The organism is Agarivorans albus, assembly GCF_019670105.1.
Classification (GTDB): domain Bacteria; phylum Pseudomonadota; class Gammaproteobacteria; order Enterobacterales; family Celerinatantimonadaceae; genus Agarivorans; species Agarivorans albus.
The window spans coordinates 776,314-798,236 of sequence record NZ_AP023032.1 but is presented as its reverse complement, the minus strand read 5'-3'; the positions used below and the strand labels follow the sequence as shown (position 1 = coordinate 798,236).

General features: G+C 45.8%; 13 protein-coding genes. 4 read left to right on the top strand and 9 right to left on the bottom strand.

The window, feature by feature from the left end; all coding sequences use genetic code 11:
• Positions 1-9: 9 nt before the first annotated feature.
• The 4 genes from K5620_RS03810 to K5620_RS03795 are packed head-to-tail and all read left to right on the top strand — an operon-like array spanning position 10 to position 4,713.
• Entirely contained in the window at positions 10-1,179 is a 1,170-nt protein-coding gene (locus tag K5620_RS03810) for a Gfo/Idh/MocA family protein (RefSeq protein WP_016403946.1), read from the top strand.
• Positions 1,166-2,701 carry a sugar ABC transporter ATP-binding protein gene (locus K5620_RS03805; protein WP_016403947.1) on the top strand — a complete coding sequence of 512 codons (1,536 nt, stop codon included), beginning with the start codon at positions 1,166-1,168 and terminating at the stop codon, positions 2,699-2,701. Before K5620_RS03810 ends, K5620_RS03805 begins: the two co-directional genes overlap by 14 nt.
• Complete coding sequence (locus K5620_RS03800) at positions 2,698-3,702, top strand: ABC transporter permease (RefSeq protein WP_246612311.1); 1,005 nt, start codon at positions 2,698-2,700, stop codon at positions 3,700-3,702. The genes K5620_RS03805 and K5620_RS03800 overlap by 4 nt, the downstream gene beginning before the upstream one ends.
• A gap of 36 nt (positions 3,703-3,738) precedes the next feature.
• On the top strand, positions 3,739-4,713 hold the full coding sequence (locus K5620_RS03795; RefSeq protein WP_016403950.1) for a substrate-binding domain-containing protein: 975 nt from the start codon (positions 3,739-3,741) through the stop codon (positions 4,711-4,713).
• 100 nt (positions 4,714-4,813) lie between these two features.
• Here K5620_RS03795 and K5620_RS03790 read toward each other — a convergent pair whose 3' ends face one another.
• From K5620_RS03790 to fbaA, 9 genes are all read right to left on the bottom strand, one after another.
• The gene (locus K5620_RS03790; RefSeq protein ID WP_016403951.1) at positions 4,814-5,503 is read right to left on the bottom strand and encodes an SIMPL domain-containing protein; all 690 of its coding nucleotides are present in this window, start codon (positions 5,501-5,503) and stop codon (positions 4,814-4,816) included.
• A gap of 25 nt (positions 5,504-5,528) precedes the next feature.
• Complete coding sequence (locus K5620_RS03785; RefSeq protein WP_016403952.1) at positions 5,529-7,460, bottom strand: bifunctional diguanylate cyclase/phosphodiesterase; 1,932 nt, start codon at positions 7,458-7,460, stop codon at positions 5,529-5,531.
• 9 nt (positions 7,461-7,469) lie between these two features.
• Positions 7,470-8,141, bottom strand: coding sequence for a transglutaminase-like cysteine peptidase (locus tag K5620_RS03780; RefSeq protein ID WP_016403953.1), 672 nt, complete (start codon positions 8,139-8,141; stop codon positions 7,470-7,472).
• Between the two features lie 4 nt (positions 8,142-8,145).
• A complete protein-coding gene (locus K5620_RS03775; RefSeq protein WP_016403954.1) occupies positions 8,146-8,751 on the bottom strand; it encodes an OmpA family protein in 606 nt (201 codons plus the stop codon).
• Positions 8,751-10,046, bottom strand: a complete 1,296-nt coding sequence (locus K5620_RS03770) for a TolC family outer membrane protein (protein WP_016403955.1) — start codon at positions 10,044-10,046, stop codon at positions 8,751-8,753. The genes K5620_RS03775 and K5620_RS03770 overlap by 1 nt, the downstream gene beginning before the upstream one ends.
• 48 nt (positions 10,047-10,094) lie before the next feature.
• Entirely contained in the window at positions 10,095-11,489 is a 1,395-nt protein-coding gene (locus tag K5620_RS03765) for an HlyD family type I secretion periplasmic adaptor subunit (RefSeq protein ID WP_016403956.1), read from the bottom strand.
• Positions 11,482-13,641, bottom strand: a complete 2,160-nt coding sequence (locus K5620_RS03760; RefSeq protein WP_221077443.1) for a type I secretion system permease/ATPase — start codon at positions 13,639-13,641, stop codon at positions 11,482-11,484. The genes K5620_RS03765 and K5620_RS03760 overlap by 8 nt, the downstream gene beginning before the upstream one ends.
• Before the next feature lie 82 nt (positions 13,642-13,723).
• Positions 13,724-20,326: a retention module-containing protein gene (locus K5620_RS03755; RefSeq protein ID WP_221077442.1), complete on the bottom strand. Its 6,603-nt coding sequence runs from the start codon at positions 20,324-20,326 to the stop codon at positions 13,724-13,726.
• 433 nt (positions 20,327-20,759) lie between these two features.
• Positions 20,760-21,836 (bottom strand): class II fructose-bisphosphate aldolase, encoded by a 1,077-nt coding sequence (fbaA, locus tag K5620_RS03750; protein ID WP_016400870.1) that lies wholly within the window; start codon positions 21,834-21,836, stop codon positions 20,760-20,762.
• Positions 21,837-21,923: the final 87 nt, after the last annotated feature.

Genomic DNA, 21,923 nt, shown 5'->3' with positions numbered 1-21,923 from the left:
GAGTAACTCATGGATAAAATTAAACTAGGAATGGTAGGCGGTGGCAGTGGTGCGTTTATTGGTGCTATTCACCGTATTGCTGCGCGCTTAGATAACCAATATGAATTAGTTGCTGGCGCATTAAGTGCCGATCCAGCCAGAGCGCAACAATCAGCCAAGGATTTAGGCATTGCTGCCGACCGCTGTTACCTAAGCTATCAAGATATGGCTGAGGCCGAAGCCGCTCGCCCTGATGGTATTGAAGCGGTAAGTATCGTAACGCCTAATCATTTGCACTTCCCTATAGCTAAAGCATTTTTGGCCGCAGGTATTCATGTGATTTGTGACAAACCCATGACCTGCTCTCTTCACGAGGCAATGGAACTCAAAGAGCTGGCGAATAATAGCGGCAAGCTGTTTGTGCTCACTCACAACTACAGTGCTTACCCCATGGTGCGCCAAGCCCAACAAATGGTTGGGGAAGGTTTGCTTGGCAAGCTGCGCTTGGTTCAAGTGGAGTATGCCCAAGATTGGCTCACTACCGCAGCGGAAAATACTGGCAATAAACAAGCCGAATGGCGCACCGATCCAAAGCGCTCGGGACCAGCTGGTTGCTTGGGCGACATTGGCACTCATGCCTTTAATCTAGCGGCCTTTATAAGTGGCTTACAGCTAGAACAAGTAAGCGCAGAGCTGTCTACTTTTGTAAATGGCCGAGTACTAGACGACAACGTGCATGCCATGCTGCGATTCGAGCAAGGTGTACGCGGCATGTTATGGAGCTCGCAGGTGGCCCCAGGTAATGAAAATGGCCTGCGGATTAGGGTTTATGGCAGTGATGGAGGGCTTGAATGGTCGCAAGAGCAGCCCAACCAACTACTCTACAGCCCATTCTCCCAGCCTAGCCGAATTATTAGCCGTGCAGGTTATGGATACAACGCTGAGCCTGAACATTTGGTGAGAACCCCAGCCGGCCACCCCGAGGGCTACTTAGAAGGCTTTGCCAATATCTACACCGAAACCGCCAAGGCTATTCGTACAGCACGCAATGGCTCATCGGCCACCGACATTCTTGCCGATAGTTTATTGCCGGGAGTGAAACAAGGTGTAGAAGGCTTACAGTTCATCAATGCCATGATCCACTCCTCGCAAAACAATGGTAAATGGACCGCTTTGGAGAACGTTCATGAGCTTGCCTAAACCTATTCTTAGCTTGGATAAAATCACTAAAAGCTTTTCTGGAGTACAAGTTTTACACGGCATTAGCGTTGAGGTGCAACCAGGCGAAGTAATGGGCATTCTTGGTGAAAATGGCGCGGGTAAATCCACCCTGCTAAAAATTATCTCTGGCATTTATCAGCGTAGTAGCGGCCAAGTGCTAGTTAATGGCAAAGCCGTTGAGATAAACAGCCCAGCAGACGCCAAGGCCTTAGGCATTGCGATGATTCCACAGGAATTTAACTTAATCGCCAGCCTAAGTGTGTTTGAAAATATTTTTTTAGGCCAAGAGTTAAAAGGCAGCTTGTTTCTTAACAAAAAAGCCATGCGCCAACGTACCCTCCAACTATTAAGTTTATTAGAAACAGACTTATCGCCAGATGCGCTAATTGAAGCACTGAGTGTGGCCGAAAAACAAATGGTGGAGATAGCAAAAGCATTAGTAAATGATGCGCGTATTCTGATTATGGATGAACCCACCACGGTATTAACCAGCCAAGAAGTTACCGTGCTATTCAAGCTTATCGATAAGCTAAAAGCGCAAGGCGTAACGATTTTGTTTATCTCGCACAAGCTTAAGGAAGTTAAACAGCTATGCGATCGCCTAATTATTTTGCGCGATGGCGCGTTAATTTCGGTTGACCAAGTGAGTGACATTGACGAACAAGACATGGCGAAAAAAATGGTTGGACGTGAGCTTAACCAAGTATTTCCGCCACGCTCTAAAGTACAAAGCAAAGTGGCACTTAAAGTCGATGATTTGAATGTTAAAAACTTACTTAAGCAAATTAGCTTTGAAGTGCGCCAAGGTGAAGTATTGGGGTTTGCCGGCTTAATTGGCAGCGGGCGCACCGAAACAGCAGAAGCGATAATGGGGCTACGCCGTCGCCAAAGCGGCAAAATCTTTATTCATCAACAATCCGTCACCATTCACAATATTAAAGATGCGGTAAAACATGGCTTGGCCTATCTAAGCGAAGATCGCCAAGGCTGCGGGTTAACCATGAGCTTTAATTTACCCGAGAACATTAGCCTTATTTCACTAGGAAACTATTGCAAAGGCTTAATTAACCACGGCAAGGCTCGCCAACAAGCTCAGCAATATGTGCGTAAATTCGACATTAAAGCGGCCTCCTTAGATACCGAGCTTCTTTACTTAAGCGGGGGCAATCAACAAAAGGTGTATTTATCGAAATGGATGGATACCCAGCCGCAGATACTGATTCTCGACGAACCCACTCGGGGCGTTGATGTAAATACCAAGAAAGAAATCTACCACTTTATCCAAAGCATGACCGAGCAAGGTTTAGCAGTTGTGGTGATTTCATCAGACATGGAAGAACTCATTGGCCTTGCCCACCGAGTTTTGGTGATGCGCGAAGGCCAAATTCAAGGAGAGCTGCGTGAACAAGAAATCAACGAACAACAAATCATGTTTTTGGCCGCAGGTCTGCAAAGCCAGGCAACGCCGGTATCTACGCCGATGCAGGAGAGCCCCCAATGAGTGAGGTTGCTAAAATGAATCAAAAATCTGGGTTAAGCCCTAATACCAGTTGGTTAAATAAGCTGCCTAAATTTACTCTGTCTAACTGGGCCCCTTTAGTCGCGTTACTCATTTTGGTGGTGCTGTCGGCCATGGCCAGTGACCACTTCCTTATCCCAAGAAATCTTACCAATGTGCTTAGACAAGTCTCCTATACCGGCATTATTGCCCTAGGAATGACCTTTGTGATTATTGCCGGCGGAATAGATTTATCGGTGGGTTCAATGGTCGCCTTAGTGGGTGTACTGGTGATTATGCTGCTCAACTATTTAGGTGATGGTTGGATGGCAGTGACCGTTTCTATTGCTGCGTCGATGGCCATGGGTGCAGCTTTTGGCGCGGTAAATGGTTTACTCACCACCAAAGGGAAAATCACCGCGTTTGTCGCCACCTTGGCAACCATGTCTATATTCCGCTCCTTAACCCTATACATTAGTGATGCCGGAGAAATGGTCTCGCAAAATAGCCACTACCCCGACATTGGCGGTGGCTATTGGCTGGGCATTCCTATTCCAGTTTGGCTGTTTATCGGCCTCGCATTTTTAGGCCACCTTATCTTGCGGCATACCGCTTTTGGCCGCCATGTATGTGCGGTGGGCTCTAACCCCAAAGTGGCCACCTATTCTGCGATTAATGTACAGCGCGTTTATTTTCTTACTTTTGTGATTGTTGGTTTCACCGTGGGTTTGTCTGCGGTGATGCTGTCATCACGACTAAATTCGGTGAGCCCTGGTGATGCGGGCTTGTTTTACGAACTCGACGCCATTGCAGCGGTTGTAATAGGCGGCACTTCGCTGTCTGGCGGCAAAGGCACCTTATGGGGCACCGTTATCGGCGCCATCATATTAGGCATTATTAACAACATGCTGAATTTAATGGGGGTGTCCCCCTACTTACAAGGAACGGTAAAAGGCTTAGTGATTTTGATTGCAGTGCTCATGCAATTTAAACGCGACCGCTAAACCAACACCGTACATTAATACAAAGGAGAGTAACTCATGCGTTTATTGCAACACATAGGAAAATTACTACTTGCCGCCACTTTTATTGCCTCACTGGGATTAAACGCCGCAGTAGCTAAAACCTTAAAAGTGGGTGTATCCGTTCCCTCGGCAGACCACGGTTGGACCGCAGGCTTGTTGTGGTGGGCAGAAAAGGCCGCCGACGACTTTAAGAAAAGTGAAGACGATATAGAGTTTTACGTAGTGGCTGCCAGCTCTGGTTCAAAGCAAGTTGGCGATGTGGAAGATTTGATGATTAAGGGCATTGATGCCTTGGTTATTTTGCCGCACAACCCCGCCACCTTACAAAAAGTGATTGAAGAAGCCTACGGCAGCGGCATCTACACCGTAGTAGTAGACCGCGAATTAGAAACACCAGCGCAAAATGTATTTATTGCTGGTGACAACGCAGGTTTAGGCAGTGTGAGTGGCGAATGGCTGGCTAAAGAAATGGATGGCAAAGGCAAGGTAGTAGTTATTGAAGGCATGTCTATTCCTATTAACAAACAACGGGTAGACGCGTTTAACGAGGTGATTGCTCAGCATAAAGGCATGAGCATTCTCGATAGCCAGCCTGCCGATTGGTCTACCCAGAAAGCACTAGCCGTAATGGAAAACTACTTACAAAAACACCCAGAGATTGATGCGGTTTGGTGCCAAGATGATGACATGCTAAAAGGCGTGATGCAGGCGATTAAAGAATCTGGTAGAACCGACATTAAAACCGTATTAGGTGGAGCCGGTTCGCAAGACATCATCAAAATGGTGGTAGATGGTAACCCAGTAGTTCGCGCTACCGTCACCTACCCACCAAGCATGGTAGCCTCTGGCATTGCTTTAGCGATTACCGGAGCTCGCCATGAAATGCTAGGCAAGATGTACCACAGTGCACCTTCTCGAGTTATCTTGGCGGCCGAGCTTATCGACACCAATAATGCTAGCGAATTTGTGGTAACCGACGCTGCTTACTAGATTTCACTAAGAAGCAAAAGCCCAAACAAATATTGTTTGGGCTTTTATTTATTCAGCTAACTAACATAGCAATAATAAGCAAATCACTAGGTTGGCGCAGCTACTCTTCGGTTAGCAATTCAAAGCTCACATCAACACTATCTCTATAAATAAGTTGAGCAGCCTGATAGGAGCCGGCGTTAGTATCGGTTGCAGCTAGAGTGGCGCGTTCTATCTTCATCACTGGAATAGCAGATTGGTTACGGTAATTAACTTCAACCACCGGTCCTAGTTGGCCTTCATAGCCTTCTGCCAACTGCTTAGCCTTAACATAAGAATCGTTCACAGCCATAGCGCGCACTTGTTGCTTGTACTGTTCTTCTTGTGAGCTTTTGTATTGTAGCTGACGCACTTCATTCACCCCACTCAACATAGCTGCATCAAGTACTTGAGTTAGCCCGTCTAGGTTGGCCAGCTCAACAATAATACTGCGCTGCGCGCGATAACCCACAAACACCCGTTCTCTGTCTTGGTATTTGTATTCAGCCTGAATTTGCAGTTGGCTGGCTTCAAAGCGGTCTGAGTCAGTTAATAAATTGGCGAGGTTTGATTGAGTAACTTTAACTATTTTATCTACCTGCTGTTTTGCATCACTGGCCGTTTTTGCCAGACTAGTAGCATGTAAATCCACCTGCACTTGGTCGGCAATCACCACTAACTTAGCCTCGCCACTAGTATGTAGCAAAGCGGCAAATGCCGGAGAGATGCTAACACTGCAGGCAACCAAGCCCATTAACAATAATTTGTTCATTACTTACCTCTGCTCATTAGTGCACTTAATCATTCAACGTAAAACGCTGAGGAGGAGCAACATAACCTTGATAGGCGTCTACTGGCAAGGCCGACAGCAGCTCAACTTGCTGTTGATTTTCGACTCGCTGTGCCACCGTGATAATTTGTAAATTGCGTGCGGCTCTACATATCGCACTTAAGAAGTGGCTATCGCCATCTTCGGCCAAGGCCTGTGCTGTATAACCATAGTCAATTTTAACGTAATTAGGTTTAACCCGACTTAAGTAGTTTAGGGAGTTTAGATTACGCCCGTATTGATCAATACCAATTTGGAAACCCAAATCTCTTAAACTGTCTAAACTGGCTTCTAACTGGGTATTCTCTTGCAAAAAAGCCGTTTCTGGAATTTCAAAAGCCATTCGCGATGCCACCGTTTGATACTGCTGTGCCAGTTCGACTAACCACGCTAAAAAACTCGCTTCGCTAATGGCCGATAAAGTTAAGTTAATTGCCAAGCTTAAGTTATTGTCTTGCTGCAAAGCTCGCGCGGCTTGCTCAACCACCATTTGGTCAAACTGAGCGCCCAATCTAAATTGCTCAACCGCCGGCATAAACTGACCCGCTGCGTAATGCTGAGCATCCACTTCAATGGTGGTAAACAACTCGTGGTGCAATACTTTGTCGCTATGAATAAAGTTAACTACCTGCGCCTTGTAAGCCAAGCTTTGGCGACTAATGGTATTTTCGAGTAGCTGCTTCCATTGGCTGCGCGGAATATGCGTATGCTCAACATCGGCCAAACTAAAGAAGCCTTCGCGCAACTCGCGAGCGTTATGTAACGCGGTATCTGCCGCAGTTAATAGCTCGCCTATGTTTTCATCTTTCTGGCGCAATACTAAGCCCATCACCAATGGTCGAGGCATGTACTGCTTCCACGTAGCTAAGCGGGACAATAAATCTTTATTAATTTCCTCTGCAAGACCTAACAGTTGTTGCTGATCGAAACCCTCGGCTAATACTGCAAATTCTAAATTGCTAATGCGGGCAAATACCAATTGCTGCTGTTGCTGGGTATAAGCGGTAAACAGCTCCCCTACAGAATGAATAAACTCATCCCGAGCACTAAAACCATCACGCACGTGAATGGCTTCAATAATATCGAGAGACAATAGCGCAACCCCACCCACTCCGGACTCAGCTAACCAAGATTTGCTTTGATTGATGAAGTAAGCGCGATTACCTAAGCCTGATACCGAGTCTTGAAACGCTTGCTGGCGCAAAGCGCTAGCTTCTTGTACTTGGCTTTCAAACTGCTGGGCAATGTTATCCGACATATGGTTAATTGCACCCACTACACTGCGCAACTCTTGAGTGTGTGGCAAGGGAATAGTTTGGCCAAAATTACGCTGCTCAATTAACTTAGCTTGCTGTTGAATTTGCTCCAGTGGTTTTAACAAATAACGTAACGCCCGCATTAATAGCAACACCGTTGCTAAGTACCCCACGACAAACAGCTTTGCTAAATCAACCATGGCGTTCCACAGTTGCAAATAAGCAAAACCAGGGTGGCCAACTACTTTTAGTTCGCCTAGCTGCATCCAACCACTGGTTAATACCTGTTCTTGAGCGCTGGGCTGAAATAATTCAAGTGAAGTAAACCACTCGGGCACGCCATCAATAGAGCGAGAATTTTGGCGGTCGATCAGGCTGTCGTCAGCAAACAACTTAAGACTAATTTGCTGATAGTAGCCACTGTCGAACATGGCGTTAATTACCGACTCGGCACCAATTACATCTTCATCTTCTAGATAGGGGCTTAGGGACAAACCTAAAGAAGTGCTTGTATTGTTTACATCTGATAGTTGCTGCTCAGACAAGTAACTACGGGTATTGCCGATTTCGATACTAAATACCACAGCCAGCAGGCCGCCGTAGATAAGCAGTACCACAATTAACAACTGGCGATATAAGGTCATAGTGTTCCCCTAAGCATCGAAATTCTTTACTGGTTTTTTGAGTTTATTTAGCCGCCAGCGTTGCTGGAGATCGGTCCAAAGCTTAAGACGACTAGATTTGCCGGCTAACTGACCACGGCCTTTTTCTTTCATCAACCACAAGTGCTGACCATTAAAACTGTATATAGGTACTAAATCGCCACGTTGCGTCGCCGGCAATATATTTGGATTGATGTTATCGAGAATAATCGGTATTGATGAAGGCGTTTCATAGTATGCCACCACCATATGAAATTGGTTGTAAGTAAGCGACTTTACATAAACCAAGCGCATCTTTTCATCACTCACGCCCAGTTCTATTAACGAGAAGTATTTGGCAATGCTAAAGTCGTCACAATCTCCGGCTGCGGCGCCCAAGAATTCGACGGGAGTGGCCCAGTAGTCTTCTTGCCCCCACACATCAATATCATCAACAAATTGCATTTGATTGAAGAAATCATTAATGGAGCGAAGCTGGTCTGCTTCGCTTAAGTCATGACCATCATTGATGGTTTGGCGCCAAGCTCGAACTCTAAGTTCGGCTTTTTCACCATAGAAATTGCGAACTGTGCTGGCGAGTTCTTCTAGCTGGTAAGCGGTAGCAAATAACAATATTGGCCAAGCCAATACTGCTATCCACCACCTAGCTAAAAGCCCTCGCATTAGCCTATTGCTGCTTTAAGTGCGGCGTATAAATTGACCAGCGAGGAACCGCTTCACGGTATTGTTCTTGTACAAAAATTCGAGCTCGGCGATTAGCAGCTTCTGCCTGTTCTGAATCACCAGCAGCCAACAACTCTTCTTCCCCAATTGCTTCTAGCTCAATGCGCTCTGCGCTCACAGCGTAGTCGTCGATTAATTGCTGGCGTACACTTGCGGCACGACGTTTAGACAGCTTAAGGTTGTAAGACTTACTGCCACTAGCGCTAGCGTAGCCTTCAACACTGATTTTCACCTCTGGATACTTTTGCATAAAGTCGGCAACTTGTTGAAGCTGCGGAGCATATTCATCGGTTAGTTTGCTTGAATCGTGGCCAAAAAAGACCATCAACTCATAACCATCATCTACGCTTTGAAACTCTGAACAGCCATCGTTATCAACCGCTGCACCCGCTTCGGTATCCGGGCAAAGATCGCGCTCATTGATAACGCCATCACCATCTTGGTCTTGGCGGTCGTAATTAGCAGGCTCAGCCTGGTAAGTATCAGCAGTTTGACTACACGCAGTTAAGGCCAAAACAGCCGCTGCGACAATTAAGCTCTTGTTTTTCATTAAAAAGTCCAGTCCTCTGGTCGATTAACACGTAAGGCCTCAAGCAATAAGCCTGTGGCATTGAGTAAACGGTATTTCGCGCGAAGTTCATCAATGTCGGCACTAATGAATTCATTTTGCGCTTCAAATAGTTCATTTTCGGTATTCAGTACATCTAACAAGCTACGTTTGCCTAAGTTAAATTGCTTTTTGTAGGCCTCAACGGTTTGAAAGCTCGCCTCAACATGCTGTTGCAGAAAGGATTTTTGACGAACCAATACATCCCAAGCATTCCAAGCTAAACGGGTACCCTCGCTAACTTGACGATGCGCGTCTTCGCCCACAGCTTTTGCACGATTAACATCGTAAGCACTGCGGCGAATTTCAGCGGCATCACTGCCACCGTTAAACAAGTTGTAACGCAGGCGGAGCATCGCGGCTAACTCATAATCTTTAGTATCATCCAAACCGTTTTGGTTACGATCCCAGTTACCATCTAACTCCAAGGCAATTTCAGGATAGTTATTAGCTTTAGCTACGGTAGTTTGTGCATTCGCGGCAGCAACGTCGTATTGAGCCGACTTAAGGGTTGGGTGCACATCTAAAGCCGCGGCAAGCGCTGCATCAAGGTCTGCAGGTAGCAAGGCGACATCGGCACCCGGTTGTACTAAATCTTTGGGTAACTCGTTAACCACTCGCAAAAACTGAGTTTGCGCGTCCATCAGGTTATTTTTTGCCGATAACGAGTTGGTGGTTGCTCGGGCAACACGGCCATTTACTTGGGTTAAATCAGCACTAGAACCAACGCCCGAATCGGTGCGTTTTTTAATGTCTTTTTGAATGGCCAAGTGAGTTTGCAGATTACTTTCGGCAAGTTCCGATAACTGTTGCTGCTTTATTACTTCTAGGTAAACATCAACCACTCGCAAGGCAATGTTTTCGGCATCGTTATATAACAGCCATTGATCGGCCAAGGTTTCGTTTTCAGTACGAGTAACCTCTCCTGACGTAGCAAAACCACTAAATAGAAGCTGGCGAATACTCACGCCAATTTCTGTGGGATTAGCACTATTTACGCCCAGAGTTTCAGTTTCCCGTTGGCCCCAACCTGCACCAGCGGTGAGATCTACCGTTGGGTAGTAACCGCCTTTGGCACTTTGGTATTGCTCGCTGCTGGCCTTAAATTGATTAAAAGATGACTGCAGCTGTGGATGCTCGGTAAGCACTTTAGCTACCGCTTGCTCCAATGACTGTGCTGAAGCCAAGTTACAAGACATCAATAGACCAGACGCTAGGGTTAAGGTCAGCTTATTCATTAACACTCCTTGTCGTAGGCTAACCAAAGGGTTAGCAAACAGACTTTCTTATCGTTCGCGTAGCGCTGATTGTTGCGCTTTAATTATTGGTTTTAGCAAATAATCTAAAATACTTTTCTTGCCAGTGATGATATCTACACTAGATAGCATTCCGGGAATAATAGGCAATGGCGCTTCATCATTCCCTAAATAGTTTTTATCGGTTCGTACCCTGACCAAATAATAACTATTCCCTTCTTCATCCAAAATGGTGTCGGCACTAATATGTTCTAGTTGGCCGTCCAATCCACCGTAGATAGAAAAATCGTAAGCACTGAATTTAACAACAGTTTTAAGCCCTGGCCGAAGAAATGCAATATCTTTTGGCTGAATTTTCGCCTCAACCAAAAGGTTATCTTCGATCGGGACAATTTCCATGATGCTCATACCTGGCTGGACGACGCCGCCAACGGTATTGATGTAGATTTTCTTTACCGTGCCTTTTACCGGAGAAACCACCGAGGTTCTATCAACCCTATCACGCAAGCCAACCTGCCCCTCGCTTAAAGGTTGTAGCTCTGCTTCAATTTGGTTGAGCTCACGGCGAGCCTCACTAAGAAAGTTAAGAGCGATATCTCGGCGCTTATAAATGGTTTCGCCGATGGCGCTGTTGATCTTAGGTTCTAACAACTTGCTACTTTGCAACTCACCATTTAAATCGTTGGCTTGGCGGCGTAGTTTTAATATCTCAACTTGCGAGACAATGCCTTCTTCGGCTAAAGGCTTGGTAATTCGCAATTCTTCTAGGACGAGATTGTAACTGGTATTTACATGGGTAATTTTGGACTTAAGCTCGAGTAGCTCTTGCTGCTTTTGCTCTATTTGACCAGCAGTAATGGATAACTGATTTTGTAATGCGCTTAAACGTGCTGACTTTTGCAGCTGCTGGCCGGTGACTTCTGAGGGGTATTGCTGTTTAAACTCATCATCAAAGGCGATGTCGACCTCAACAACTTGCACTTGATCACGCCACTGCTGCGTTGGTAATTCAGGGTTTAATTGAATACTGGCAATTTCACTTTTAAGACGAGCCACGTCGCCTTCTAGGTTAATCACCCGTTGTTGTTGTTCTCTAAAGTCGGAACGAAAGCGGGTATCGTCAATTAGCAATAAGGGCTGGGCTGGCTCGACGTGCTCTCCTTCTTTAACCAAAATCTGCTTCAGAATACCGCCTTCTAGATTCTGAATGGTTTGAATTTGTTGCGAAGGAATAACTTTACCGCTGCCTACTGTAACTTCATCAACTTTGGCCCAGTGAGCCCAATACAGTGCGCAAGCTAGCAAAACAAAAATAAGCCACAACAAACGCTTAGAACGACGTGGCGTTTTCATCAAAATAGCAGCATTAATATCGTCAACAAACTTTAGCTCAGCTTCCGAGAGGTCCTGCTTGCGCTTACTCATTTGGCGCCCTCACTTTGCCACTACGCAACAACTCTAGTACTTCTGCTTTACTGCCATCGGCAACCACTTGGCCTCGTTCGAGTACAATAATCCGATCAACTAAATCCAACATCGACATCTTGTGGGTAATCAATACAAAAGTTTTATCTTCAGCGACTTGCTTCAAGCGTTTTTTGACGAGGTTTTCTGAGTAGGCATCCATGCTGCTGGTTGGTTCATCCAATACCAATACTGGTGGATTAAACAGCAGTGCTCGTGCTAAGGCGACAGCTTGGCGCTGCCCACCCGACAGATATTGACCCCGTTCACCAACTTGTCTGTCTAAGCCTTCTGGGTCCACATCGGTAAATTGAGTAACACCAGCCAATTCGGCAGCTCGAAAGATTAACTCATCTTCAATATGCGGCACACCTAAGGTGATGTTTTCGCGAATAGAGCCAAAAAACAGATTGATGTCTTGCGGTAAACAGCCCATTTTTTGTCGAATATCTGCAGGGCTAATTTGGTTGAGATCTACACCATCGAGGCGAATAGCACCATGCTGAGGTGTATAGAACCCCAATAAGACTTTCTCTAAACTGGTTTTCCCAGCGCCAATTTTGCCAATAATCGCAACTTTTTCTTTGGCTTTTAGAGAGAAGCTTACATTCTTAAGTACTTGCTGATCGCTACCAGGATAGGTAAAGCTCACATCCGTAAAACTGATTGCTCCGTCAAAATGAGAACGATGCATATAACGCTCTAAGTTCTCATCTGGCAATTGCATTATATCTTCGAGATTTTCTAATGCAGATTGTGCTTGGTTATAACGTGTTGCGAGTAAAGATACTTGAGAGAATGGCACTAAGGCACGGCCAGTGAGCATAACAGCGGCAACCAAACCGCCCATCGATAACTCACCTTGAGAGATTTGGAATACCCCAACAACCACTATCAATACCGTGGTACTTTGTGAGACAAAGGCGTTAACGTTACCTACCGATGTAGCCAGTTTGCGAATAGCCATGTTCCAAGTGGCAATGTTACCCACTAGCTCTTCCCACTTGTGTTGAAACTGACTCTCGGCCCCAGCTAACTTCAAGGATTCAATGCCGTTTAAGCTTTCGATGAGATGGGCATTTTTTTGGCTGGCAAAGCGACTACCCAACTCAACTTCTTGATGCATTTTGCGTTTAATGTAAAAAGAGTAAAGTAGCATCAGTAGAGCGGCACCAGCAGGCACCAGAGCTAATGGCCCAGCCACCATGGCGATGACCAATAGGAACAGCAAGGAAAACGGTACATCGACTAGGGCAGCAATGGTTGACGAAGTAACAAACTCCCTAATGGAATCAAACTCTTGTACGTTCTTAGCAAAAGCTCCCACCGAAGGCGGCCGCACTTCCGCTTTGATATTGAGTAGTTTTTCGAAGATCCGCGCAGAGAGCAAAATATCAGATTTTTTCGCCGCTAAATCTAAGGTGTAAGCGCGCATTTGCTTGAGAGCGAAATCAAACACCAGCACCAAGGCCATACCTGCGGTAAGTACCCATAAGGTATCAATCGCCGAGTTAGGCACCACCCGATCATAAACATTCATTACAAACAGCGGAGAGGCTATAGCAAACAAATTGAGGAACAAGGAAGCGACTAAGGCATCGCGATAAATGGGCGCTGAGCGACGCAGGGTATTCCAAAACCAATGGCCTTGTTTATTGCTTAATGACTCTGGAGAACGAGCATCAAAGCGATAACGCTTGCGAACATAACAGCAAAAGCCAGTGTAATCTGGTGCAAGCTTATCTAAAGAGATGTGTTCATGACTATCGGGAAGCTCCGGCCAAGCGACTTCTATGCCTTCTTCAGTTCGTGAAAGCAGCACACAAGAACGACCATCTTTTAGCAGCAAAATACAAGGTAAGAGCAGTTCAGGTATTTTGTTAATTGGCTTTTTAACAATAGAGGCGTCCATACCGGCACGCAAAGCGGCACGAGGCAATAAGGCTGGTGTAAGCAAGCCTTCCTCTAAAGGCAGGCCAGCAGATAGCGCGCGCGCAGAAAAAGGTTTACCGTAATACTTAGATAAAAACACTAAACTACTCAGTAAAGGGTCTGTTCTTTCTGCGGTTAAATCTAAATCGCGATATTGCTGCTGTGGGTTAGCGTCCTGCACCGAGCGTCCTTTCCATAAACAAAAACATCAAGAGTAAGCCTTAGCTTACTCTTGAATCTACAATTTCCCAAACCTTAAGCGGCTAGTTATCTACATTAAGCTGTTGATCTTCAATTAATTGGCTCAAAATTTCACTATCGCTCATGCCTGAGAAGTCGACATCTTTAAGGGTAATAGTTTGATGAACACTTTCACCATTGCTGGCGCCGTCTTTATCGATTGAGATAATCGTCTCAACATTGCCGCCATTATTGACGGTTTCAAAAGACAGATACGATTCTAAGCTTGCCTCTGTTTCACCTTGCAGCAAATCACTTAAATCAAGCACGTCAGGCGAATTATCTGGATCACTATCATCCTTTAGCGTGAAGTCGGTAATTGTGTCATTGCTGCTACCTTGATCATCACCCTCTAACCAAGCAAACATGTCACTGTCATCACCACCGGTAAGAATATCATTACCTTGGCCACCTATCAGCAAGTCTTCACCAACACCACCATCAAGTTGGTCGTCACCCGCATAACCAACTAAGGCATCATCTCCGGCATCACCATCGATAACATTAGCCGCCTCATTGCCTACAAGTACTTCATCACCCTCGCCACCATCAATTGAGCTACCTTGAACGCCAATAAGCTCTGCAGTGGTTGTATCTAAGGCACCACCATCACCTATGATGCTGTATTCAAATTCTTCTTGGGTATCGGTAAGCGCTGATTTTTGATAAACAGCACTGCTGGCATCAATGGTTAGATGCATCTGATAAAAACCGCTATCGGTGTCATCATCGGCAACGATTTGTATGTAATATTCACCTTCTTCGGTTGCAGTAAAGCTACCTCTAGGTCCCTGCCAATCTTCTTGGAATTTGGTAGTGCCGTTATCAGTGACTAAAAGATTCCCCTCTGCATCATAAATGAAAGCATCTACTTTGACTCTTTCTTGACCAGAAATAGTGGCCATATTTGCCCACAGCACTTCACCTTCCGCTAAAGTTACTTTAATCCAATCTTCATCGGCATTTGTTACTGGGTCGTTATCATTTACCAACTCACTTTGGTAGGTGAATGAATAACCACCCGATACGATTTGAGGAATATTTCCATCATTTAGACTAAATAGGGAACGGTCACTTAAATCCACTGCATCGTGGCCATTAAAATCAACAAAGCTTACATCTTCAGCAGTTGCGATAATCGATAACTCTTCGGTTTCAAAGTTGCTATCGTGAATACCTAAGCCAACTCCGTCATCTGAATCAAACAAGATTTCATCACTACCGCTTACCGAACCACCAACGGCATTACCTACTCCATCAAAACTGATGTCGTCGCCAGTATCGTTCCAGAGTAGTGCTAGGCTTGGTACGCTTATGGTGCTGCTACCATCTTGATTGGTAATAATCACATCGCGGTTAGCATCAACCACTGCTTCAAATACAGTGTTAATTTCGATGTTAATAGAGCTTGTGTCACCATCAAAATCGGTTACGGTTACAGCGATGTTTTCTTGTTGTCCCCATCCATCGCCACCAACATCAAGCTCATAAGAGTATGCACCGGTTACAAAGTTAAGCAGCAGTACTCCGCCTAAAGCAGTAGTAATACTTACGTTTTTCTCTTGCTCTGGAACTGCACTAGGATCATAGCTATACGTCACATCGTCTACTGTAATGGCACTTACATAACCATCATCAGCACCAACCATGAAGCCGTCTGTAGAGGCGGTTTGCAGTAAACCAAGTGAAGCATCAACTTCAGCTTCAAGGTAGCTTTCAACAAGTGTGGAAGATAAGTCTGTTACATCATCAACGATGAAGGCAAATTCATCTGTCGCGGATTCTGAAGCCACATCCTTCAATACATCTAAATCTGCCTGACCAATACCAATGCCGTAGCTTGTATCAATATTGTCTTGAACAAACTCATCCCATGCTGCAAGGCCATTGGAGCCGTTATATTCAACGGTATCATCAATACCGTAACCAAAGTTTGGCTCACCATCAGAGATAAAATACAGCAAGGTATTATCAGCATCTGGCTGCTGAGCACTGGTACTGCTTGAAATCACCTCATTAAGCGCAATATCGTAGTGAGTACCACCACCTGAGCTTAAATCTTGTAAATAGCTTAAAGCGTCTTCAACGTTGTCGCTGATCCAACCGCTGCTTATTACAGAATCAGAGAAGCCAACAATTTGTACATTGACGTTACCTGCAGCATCAGCTTGTTCTATTAAATTAGACAAAGCTTTAACGGCGATTTCTAGGTAGTTTAAGCCATCGCCGTGTTCACCATTAGTCATACTGGCAGAAGTATCTAAAACCAAAACAAGGTTGGTTGTTACCAATAAGGGGCTTGATTCTAAGCTATGAGAAAGGTCGTGGCCAACTGGAGCATCGTCTTCAATACTTATCTCTAAGTTTGCTTGAGTAACAAAGCCCGAAGCTGGATTAGCCACCAAATAGTTGAAGCTTTCGCTTACTCCATCACCGGCTAAACTTGAACTCTCTAGCTGATACTCGTAGTCACCCTTGCTAAAACCATTGTAGTCTTGGGTATAAACGCTTAACTGCCCTTGAGCAGTATCAATTGTAATTACGCCATTCGCGTCAGCAGTATGCGGAACCCCTTGATATTCCACACTGCTTAACTCTAAACCGTCAACTAAGCCATCATCATTTGCTAATAAATTACCTGTGGCTGAGCTAGTTTCAGCACTAGGTGCAGAACCACTAGCCAAACCTGACTCATATACTTGAGCGCTGTCGTTAGACAAGTTAACGACATTGCCGCTTACATCAGCGCTGCTTTCAGCGCCATGCTCATCTTGTAATACGTATGAAAACTCGACTAAGCCACTACCATTTGCACTGGCTGTATAGCTGATAACTCCAGCAGCAGAAACATTCACCACTCCATTTGGTACAGAGATACTTTGAGCGACACCAGGAGTTAGATCTGTACCGTGAATTGATTTAACGCTGATTGCATCGCCTTCCAAGTCGCTATCGTTAGCAACAAGGTCAAGCAAAATTGTCTCTGATGATGCGATGTTAGCAAAGCTATCATCTTGTGCGTCTGGCGCATCATTCACAGGCGTAATGTCTAGGTCGGCAGTACCTGTGCTAATGGTGGCGTCACCATCGCTAATGTCGTAGCTAAAGCTAACACTGCCGTCATCGTTCTCAGCTGGCGTATAGGTCCAAGTGCCGTCGTTGTTATTAACCAGGCTACCGTTACCAATCAGGCTTAGGTTGCTCACCAATAAATCGGCTAGGTCATTATCAATATCACCGGCATTAGCTAAGAGCTCGGCTTCGGTGATCACTCGCCCACCCACTGCATCTTCAGCCACTGGGTCTAACACTACGTTACTGGTGGTAGGTGCATCGTTCACAGGCGTAATGTCTAGGTCGGCAGTGCCTGTGCTGATGGTCGCTTCACCATCGCTAATGTCGTAGCTAAAGCTCACGCTGCCATCATCGTCTTTAGCAGGCGTGTAGGTCCAGGTGCCATCGTTATTGTTGGTGAGAGTACCGTTACCAATTAGGCTTAGGTTGCTCACCGATAAATCCGCTAGGTCATTATCGATATCACCGGCATTAGCTAAGAGTTCGGCTTCGGTGATCACTCGACCACCCACTGCATCTTCCGCCACTGGGTCTAACACCACATTACTGGTGGTAGGCGCATCGTTCACAGGCGTAATGTCTAGGTCGGCAGTCCCGGTGCTGATGGTCGCTTCACCATCGCTAATGTCGTAGCTAAAGCTCACACTACCGTCATCGTTCTCAGCTGGCGTATAGGTCCAAGTACCGTCGTTGTTGTTGGTGAGAGTACCGTTACCAATTAGGCTTAGGTTACTCACCGATAAATCTGCTAGGTCATTATCAATATCACCGGCACTAGCTAAGAGTTCGGCTTCGGTGATCACTCTACCACCCACTGCATCTTCTGCCACTGGGTCTAACACTACGTTACTGGTGGTAGGTGCATCGTTCACTGGGGTAATGTCTAGGTCGGCAGTGCCTGTGCTGATGGTGGCGTCACCATCGCTAATGTCGTAGCTAAAGCTCACGCTGCCGTCATCGTTCTCAGCTGGCGTGTAGGTCCAAGTGCCATCGTTATTGTTGGTGAGCGTGCCATTACCAATCAGGCTTAGGTTGCTCACCGATAAATCCGCTAGGTCATTATCGATATCACCGGCATTGGCCAAGAGCTCTGCTTCGGTGAACACTCGACCACCCACTGCATCTTCCGCCACTGGGTCGAGAACCACATTACTGGTGGTAGGTGCGTCGTTCACAGGCGTAATGTCTAGGTCGGCAGTACCTGTGCTGATGGTCGCTTCACCATCGCTAATGTCGTAGCTAAAGCTTACATTGCCATCATCGTCTTCAACTGGGGTGTAGGTCCAAGTGCCATCGTTGTTATTAACCAGAGTACCGTTACCATTAAGGCTTAGGTTGCTCACTGATAAATCCGCTAAGTCATTATCGATATCACCGGCATTAGCTAGGAGCTCAGCTTCGGTGATCACTCGACCACCCACTGCATCTTCCGCCACTGGGTCTAACACCACATTACTGGTGGTAGGTGCGTCGTTCACAGGCGTAATGTCTAGGTCGGCAGTCCCGGTGCTGATGGTCGCTTCACCATCGCTAATGTCGTAGCTAAAGCTCACGCTACCGTCATCGTCCTCAGCTGGCGTGTAGGTCCAGGTGCCGTCGTTGTTATTAACCAGAGTACCGTTACCAATTAGGCTTAGGTTGCTCACCGATAAATCCGCTAAGTCATTATCGATATCGCCGGCATTAGCTAGGAGCTCAGCTTCGGTGATCACTCGGCCACCCACTGCATCTTCAGCCACTGGGTTTAACACTACGTTACTGGTGGTAGGTGCATCGTTCACTGGCGTAATGTCTAGGTCGGCAGTGCCTGTGCTGATGGTCGCTTCACCATCGCTAATGTCGTAGTTAAAGCTCACGCTGCCATCATCGTTTTCAGCTGGCGTGTACGTCCAAGTGCCATCGTTGTTGTTGGTGAGCGTGCCGTTACCATTAAGGCTAAGGTTACTCACCGATAAATCCGCTAGGTCATTATCAATATCGCCGGCATTAGCTAGGAGCTCAGCTTCGGTGATCACTCGGCCACCCACTGCATCTTCAGCCACTGGGTTTAACACTACGTTGCTGGTGGTAGGTGCATCGTTCACCCGAATAACTTCCGCCGTATCGCTGGCAGAAGCAGTCTTGCCATTGGCAGTAACTTCTACACTAACGTTAAGCTCTGATAAATTCAGCTGGTCATTGTTAACCGCGGCCACACCGGCATCGGTGAGTTTTACTTGGTTGCCATCAAGCACCAAGTAGCCATCGCCATTGTTGAGCAAGGCGTAGGTCTGCGCATCACCTTCTGGATCGCTAGACGTAAAGTTAGCTACTACAGTATCAGTAGAAACGGATTCTTCGGTGAGCGTTTCTGCAGCGACACTAATGCTTGGACCTTCATCCACGCGAGTAATGGCGGCTGTATCACTGTCGCTGGCAGTTTGACCATTGGCGGTTACTTCTACACTAATGTTAAGTTCGGAGAGATTGAGGGTATCGTTGTTAACCGCGGCCACACCGGCATCGGTCAGTTTGACTTGATTGCCATCAAGCACCAAATAGCCATCGCCATTGTTGAGCAAGGCGTAGGTCTGCACATCACCTTCTGGATCGCTAGACGTAAAGTTAGCGACTACAGTATCAGTAGAAACGGATTCTTCAGTGAGCGTTTCTGCGGTGACACTAATGCTCGGACCTTGGTCAACCGGAGGTGTGACTCCATCGTCAGTGCGAGCGATGCTTACATCAGCGCTGTCACTTGCAGTCAATCCATTTGCTTCAGCTTGTATTGTAATGTTTAGAGACGTCAGGTTTAGCTGATCATCATTTACTGCTGCCACTCCCGCTTCAGTTAGCTTTATCTCATTGCCATCGATGACAAAAAAGCCTTGAGGATCATTAACTAGGCTATGAGTGATCTCATCACCATCGGGATCGCTAGAGCTAAATGTAGCCACAACAGTATCAATATCAACGCTCCCTTCGGTAATAGCTTGTACGCTTAAGCTAATAGTTGGCGCTTGATCAGGGCTTGGTGCTGGAGGGGTTGGCTCATTGGATGAGTTATTTATTGCTAAGGGCTCTGTAGCTTCGTTGTCTGTGTCTGCGATTTCAGAACTGGTAGCTGGAGGTTGCGTATCAAAACCAGCTTGAGCGATGGTCTCAACGCCAATTCTTTCGATAGTTACAAATCCACCATTACCGGCCGAGGAGCCATCTCCTGCGGGCGCGCCACCTGCAGCAGTGGCCTCAAATAGTTCGGTCGGGTCGGCCCCTTCCAAAATGGCTTGTTGTAGCGCTTCTACATCAAGGTCATTGGCTGCATTTAACTGCGAAAGTGTTTGGCTTGGGTCAAATTCAGGTAATTGAGTAGCGCTATTATCACCCAGCACATATTGGTCATCACCATAATAAAAACCAAGTTGCGCGCCTTGAGAAGTTATAATCAATTCTCCAGGCGCAATAGTATCTCCCGCTTGGAGGGGTCTAATGTTGCCTTGGGCATCTACGGCAAACGCTTGACCCTGAATAGATACAATCGTTGCACTTGAAGTTGCAATGCTCTGTTCCATTTGATTATTCCTTTCAATCTTTTTCGATACGCTTGCTGTCCGCAGCCCGCGACTCACGCCAATTCATTGGACTTAGAGTATAAATTTTAGCCAACACTGCTAGTTTTAACGAATGAATTTTTCTAATCTTGCTCTAACAAGCACCATAAACGCTTGAATCACATAGTTATTTTTTACATCGAACAAAAATAAATAGAGTTAATTCATTATCTTATGAAGCTAAAGTAAAACAATCATGAACTAAAAGCGAGAAAAATGAAATGCTTGGAATTGTTTAGAAATGGAGAATAGAGAACCAGAAAAACTGTATAAAAAAGTTTACAAAAAAGAAAAGTGTTAGATTATTAATTAGTTTAAAAGTATTTACTAGGCGGCTAAAAACAATTAAGGCCCACCGAAGTGAGCCTTAACTGATAAAGCCTTGATGACTAAATTACAGTACGTCTACTGCATTTAGGTCAGCAAAAGCTTTTTCTAGGCGAGTAACCATGCCTGATTGACCAGCGCGTAACCAAACACGAGGGTCGTAGAACTTCTTGTTAGGTTGGTCAGCACCTTTAGGGTTACCGATTTGACCTTGCAAGTATTCACGGTTAGCCGCTTCATATTCACGGATACCATTCCAAGTTGCCCACTGAGTATCAGTATCGATGTTCATTTTGATAACACCGTAACCAATTGACTCTTGGATTTCAGCTTCTGAAGAACCTGAACCACCGTGGAAAACAAAGTTAAGTGCATTTGGTGCAATACCAAATTTCTCTGCACAGTAAGCTTGAGAATCACGAAGAATAGTAGGAGTAAGTACAACGTTACCCGCTTGGTAAACACCGTGTACGTTACCGAAAGAAGCCGCAATAGTGAAACGAGGGCTAATTGGGTTAAGTTTTTCGTAGGCGTAAGCTACGTCTTCTGGAGAAGTGTAAAGCTCAGACGCGTCCATATCAGAGTTGTCTACGCCGTCTTCTTCACCACCAGTACAACCTAGTTCAATTTCTAGCGTCATGTCCATTTTAGCCATGCGCTCTAGGTACTTACCACAGATCTCAATGTTCTCTTCTAGAGACTCTTCACTTAAGTCAATCATGTGAGAAGAGAATAATGGCTTGCCAGTTTGTGCGAAGAACTCTTCACCAGCGTCTAGTAGGCCGTCAATCCAAGGTAGCAATTTCTTAGCAGCGTGGTCAGTGTGAAGAATCACAGGAACGCCGTAAGATTCAGCAATTGCGTGAACGTATTTAGCACCAGCTACAGCACCTTTGATTTGTACTTCTTGTCCTTCAAGTTTCAGACCTTTACCAGCGAAGAAACCTGCACCGCCGTTAGAGAACTGAACTACAACTGGAGCTTTAACTTTAGCAGCAGCTTCTAGAACACCGTTGATTGAGTCAGTGTTAACTACGTTAACTGCTGGCAAAGCGAATTTGTTTTCTTTAGCAATTTCGAAAACTTTCTGTACGTCATCACCAGAGATTACACCTGGCTTAACTGCGTCAAAGATCTTAGACATAGCAATGGTTCCATTTAGTCTTATTGATTAAAAATTATTCATTTCTGCATAGAACATTCTAATACAGAAAACGGGAGCCGAAGCTCC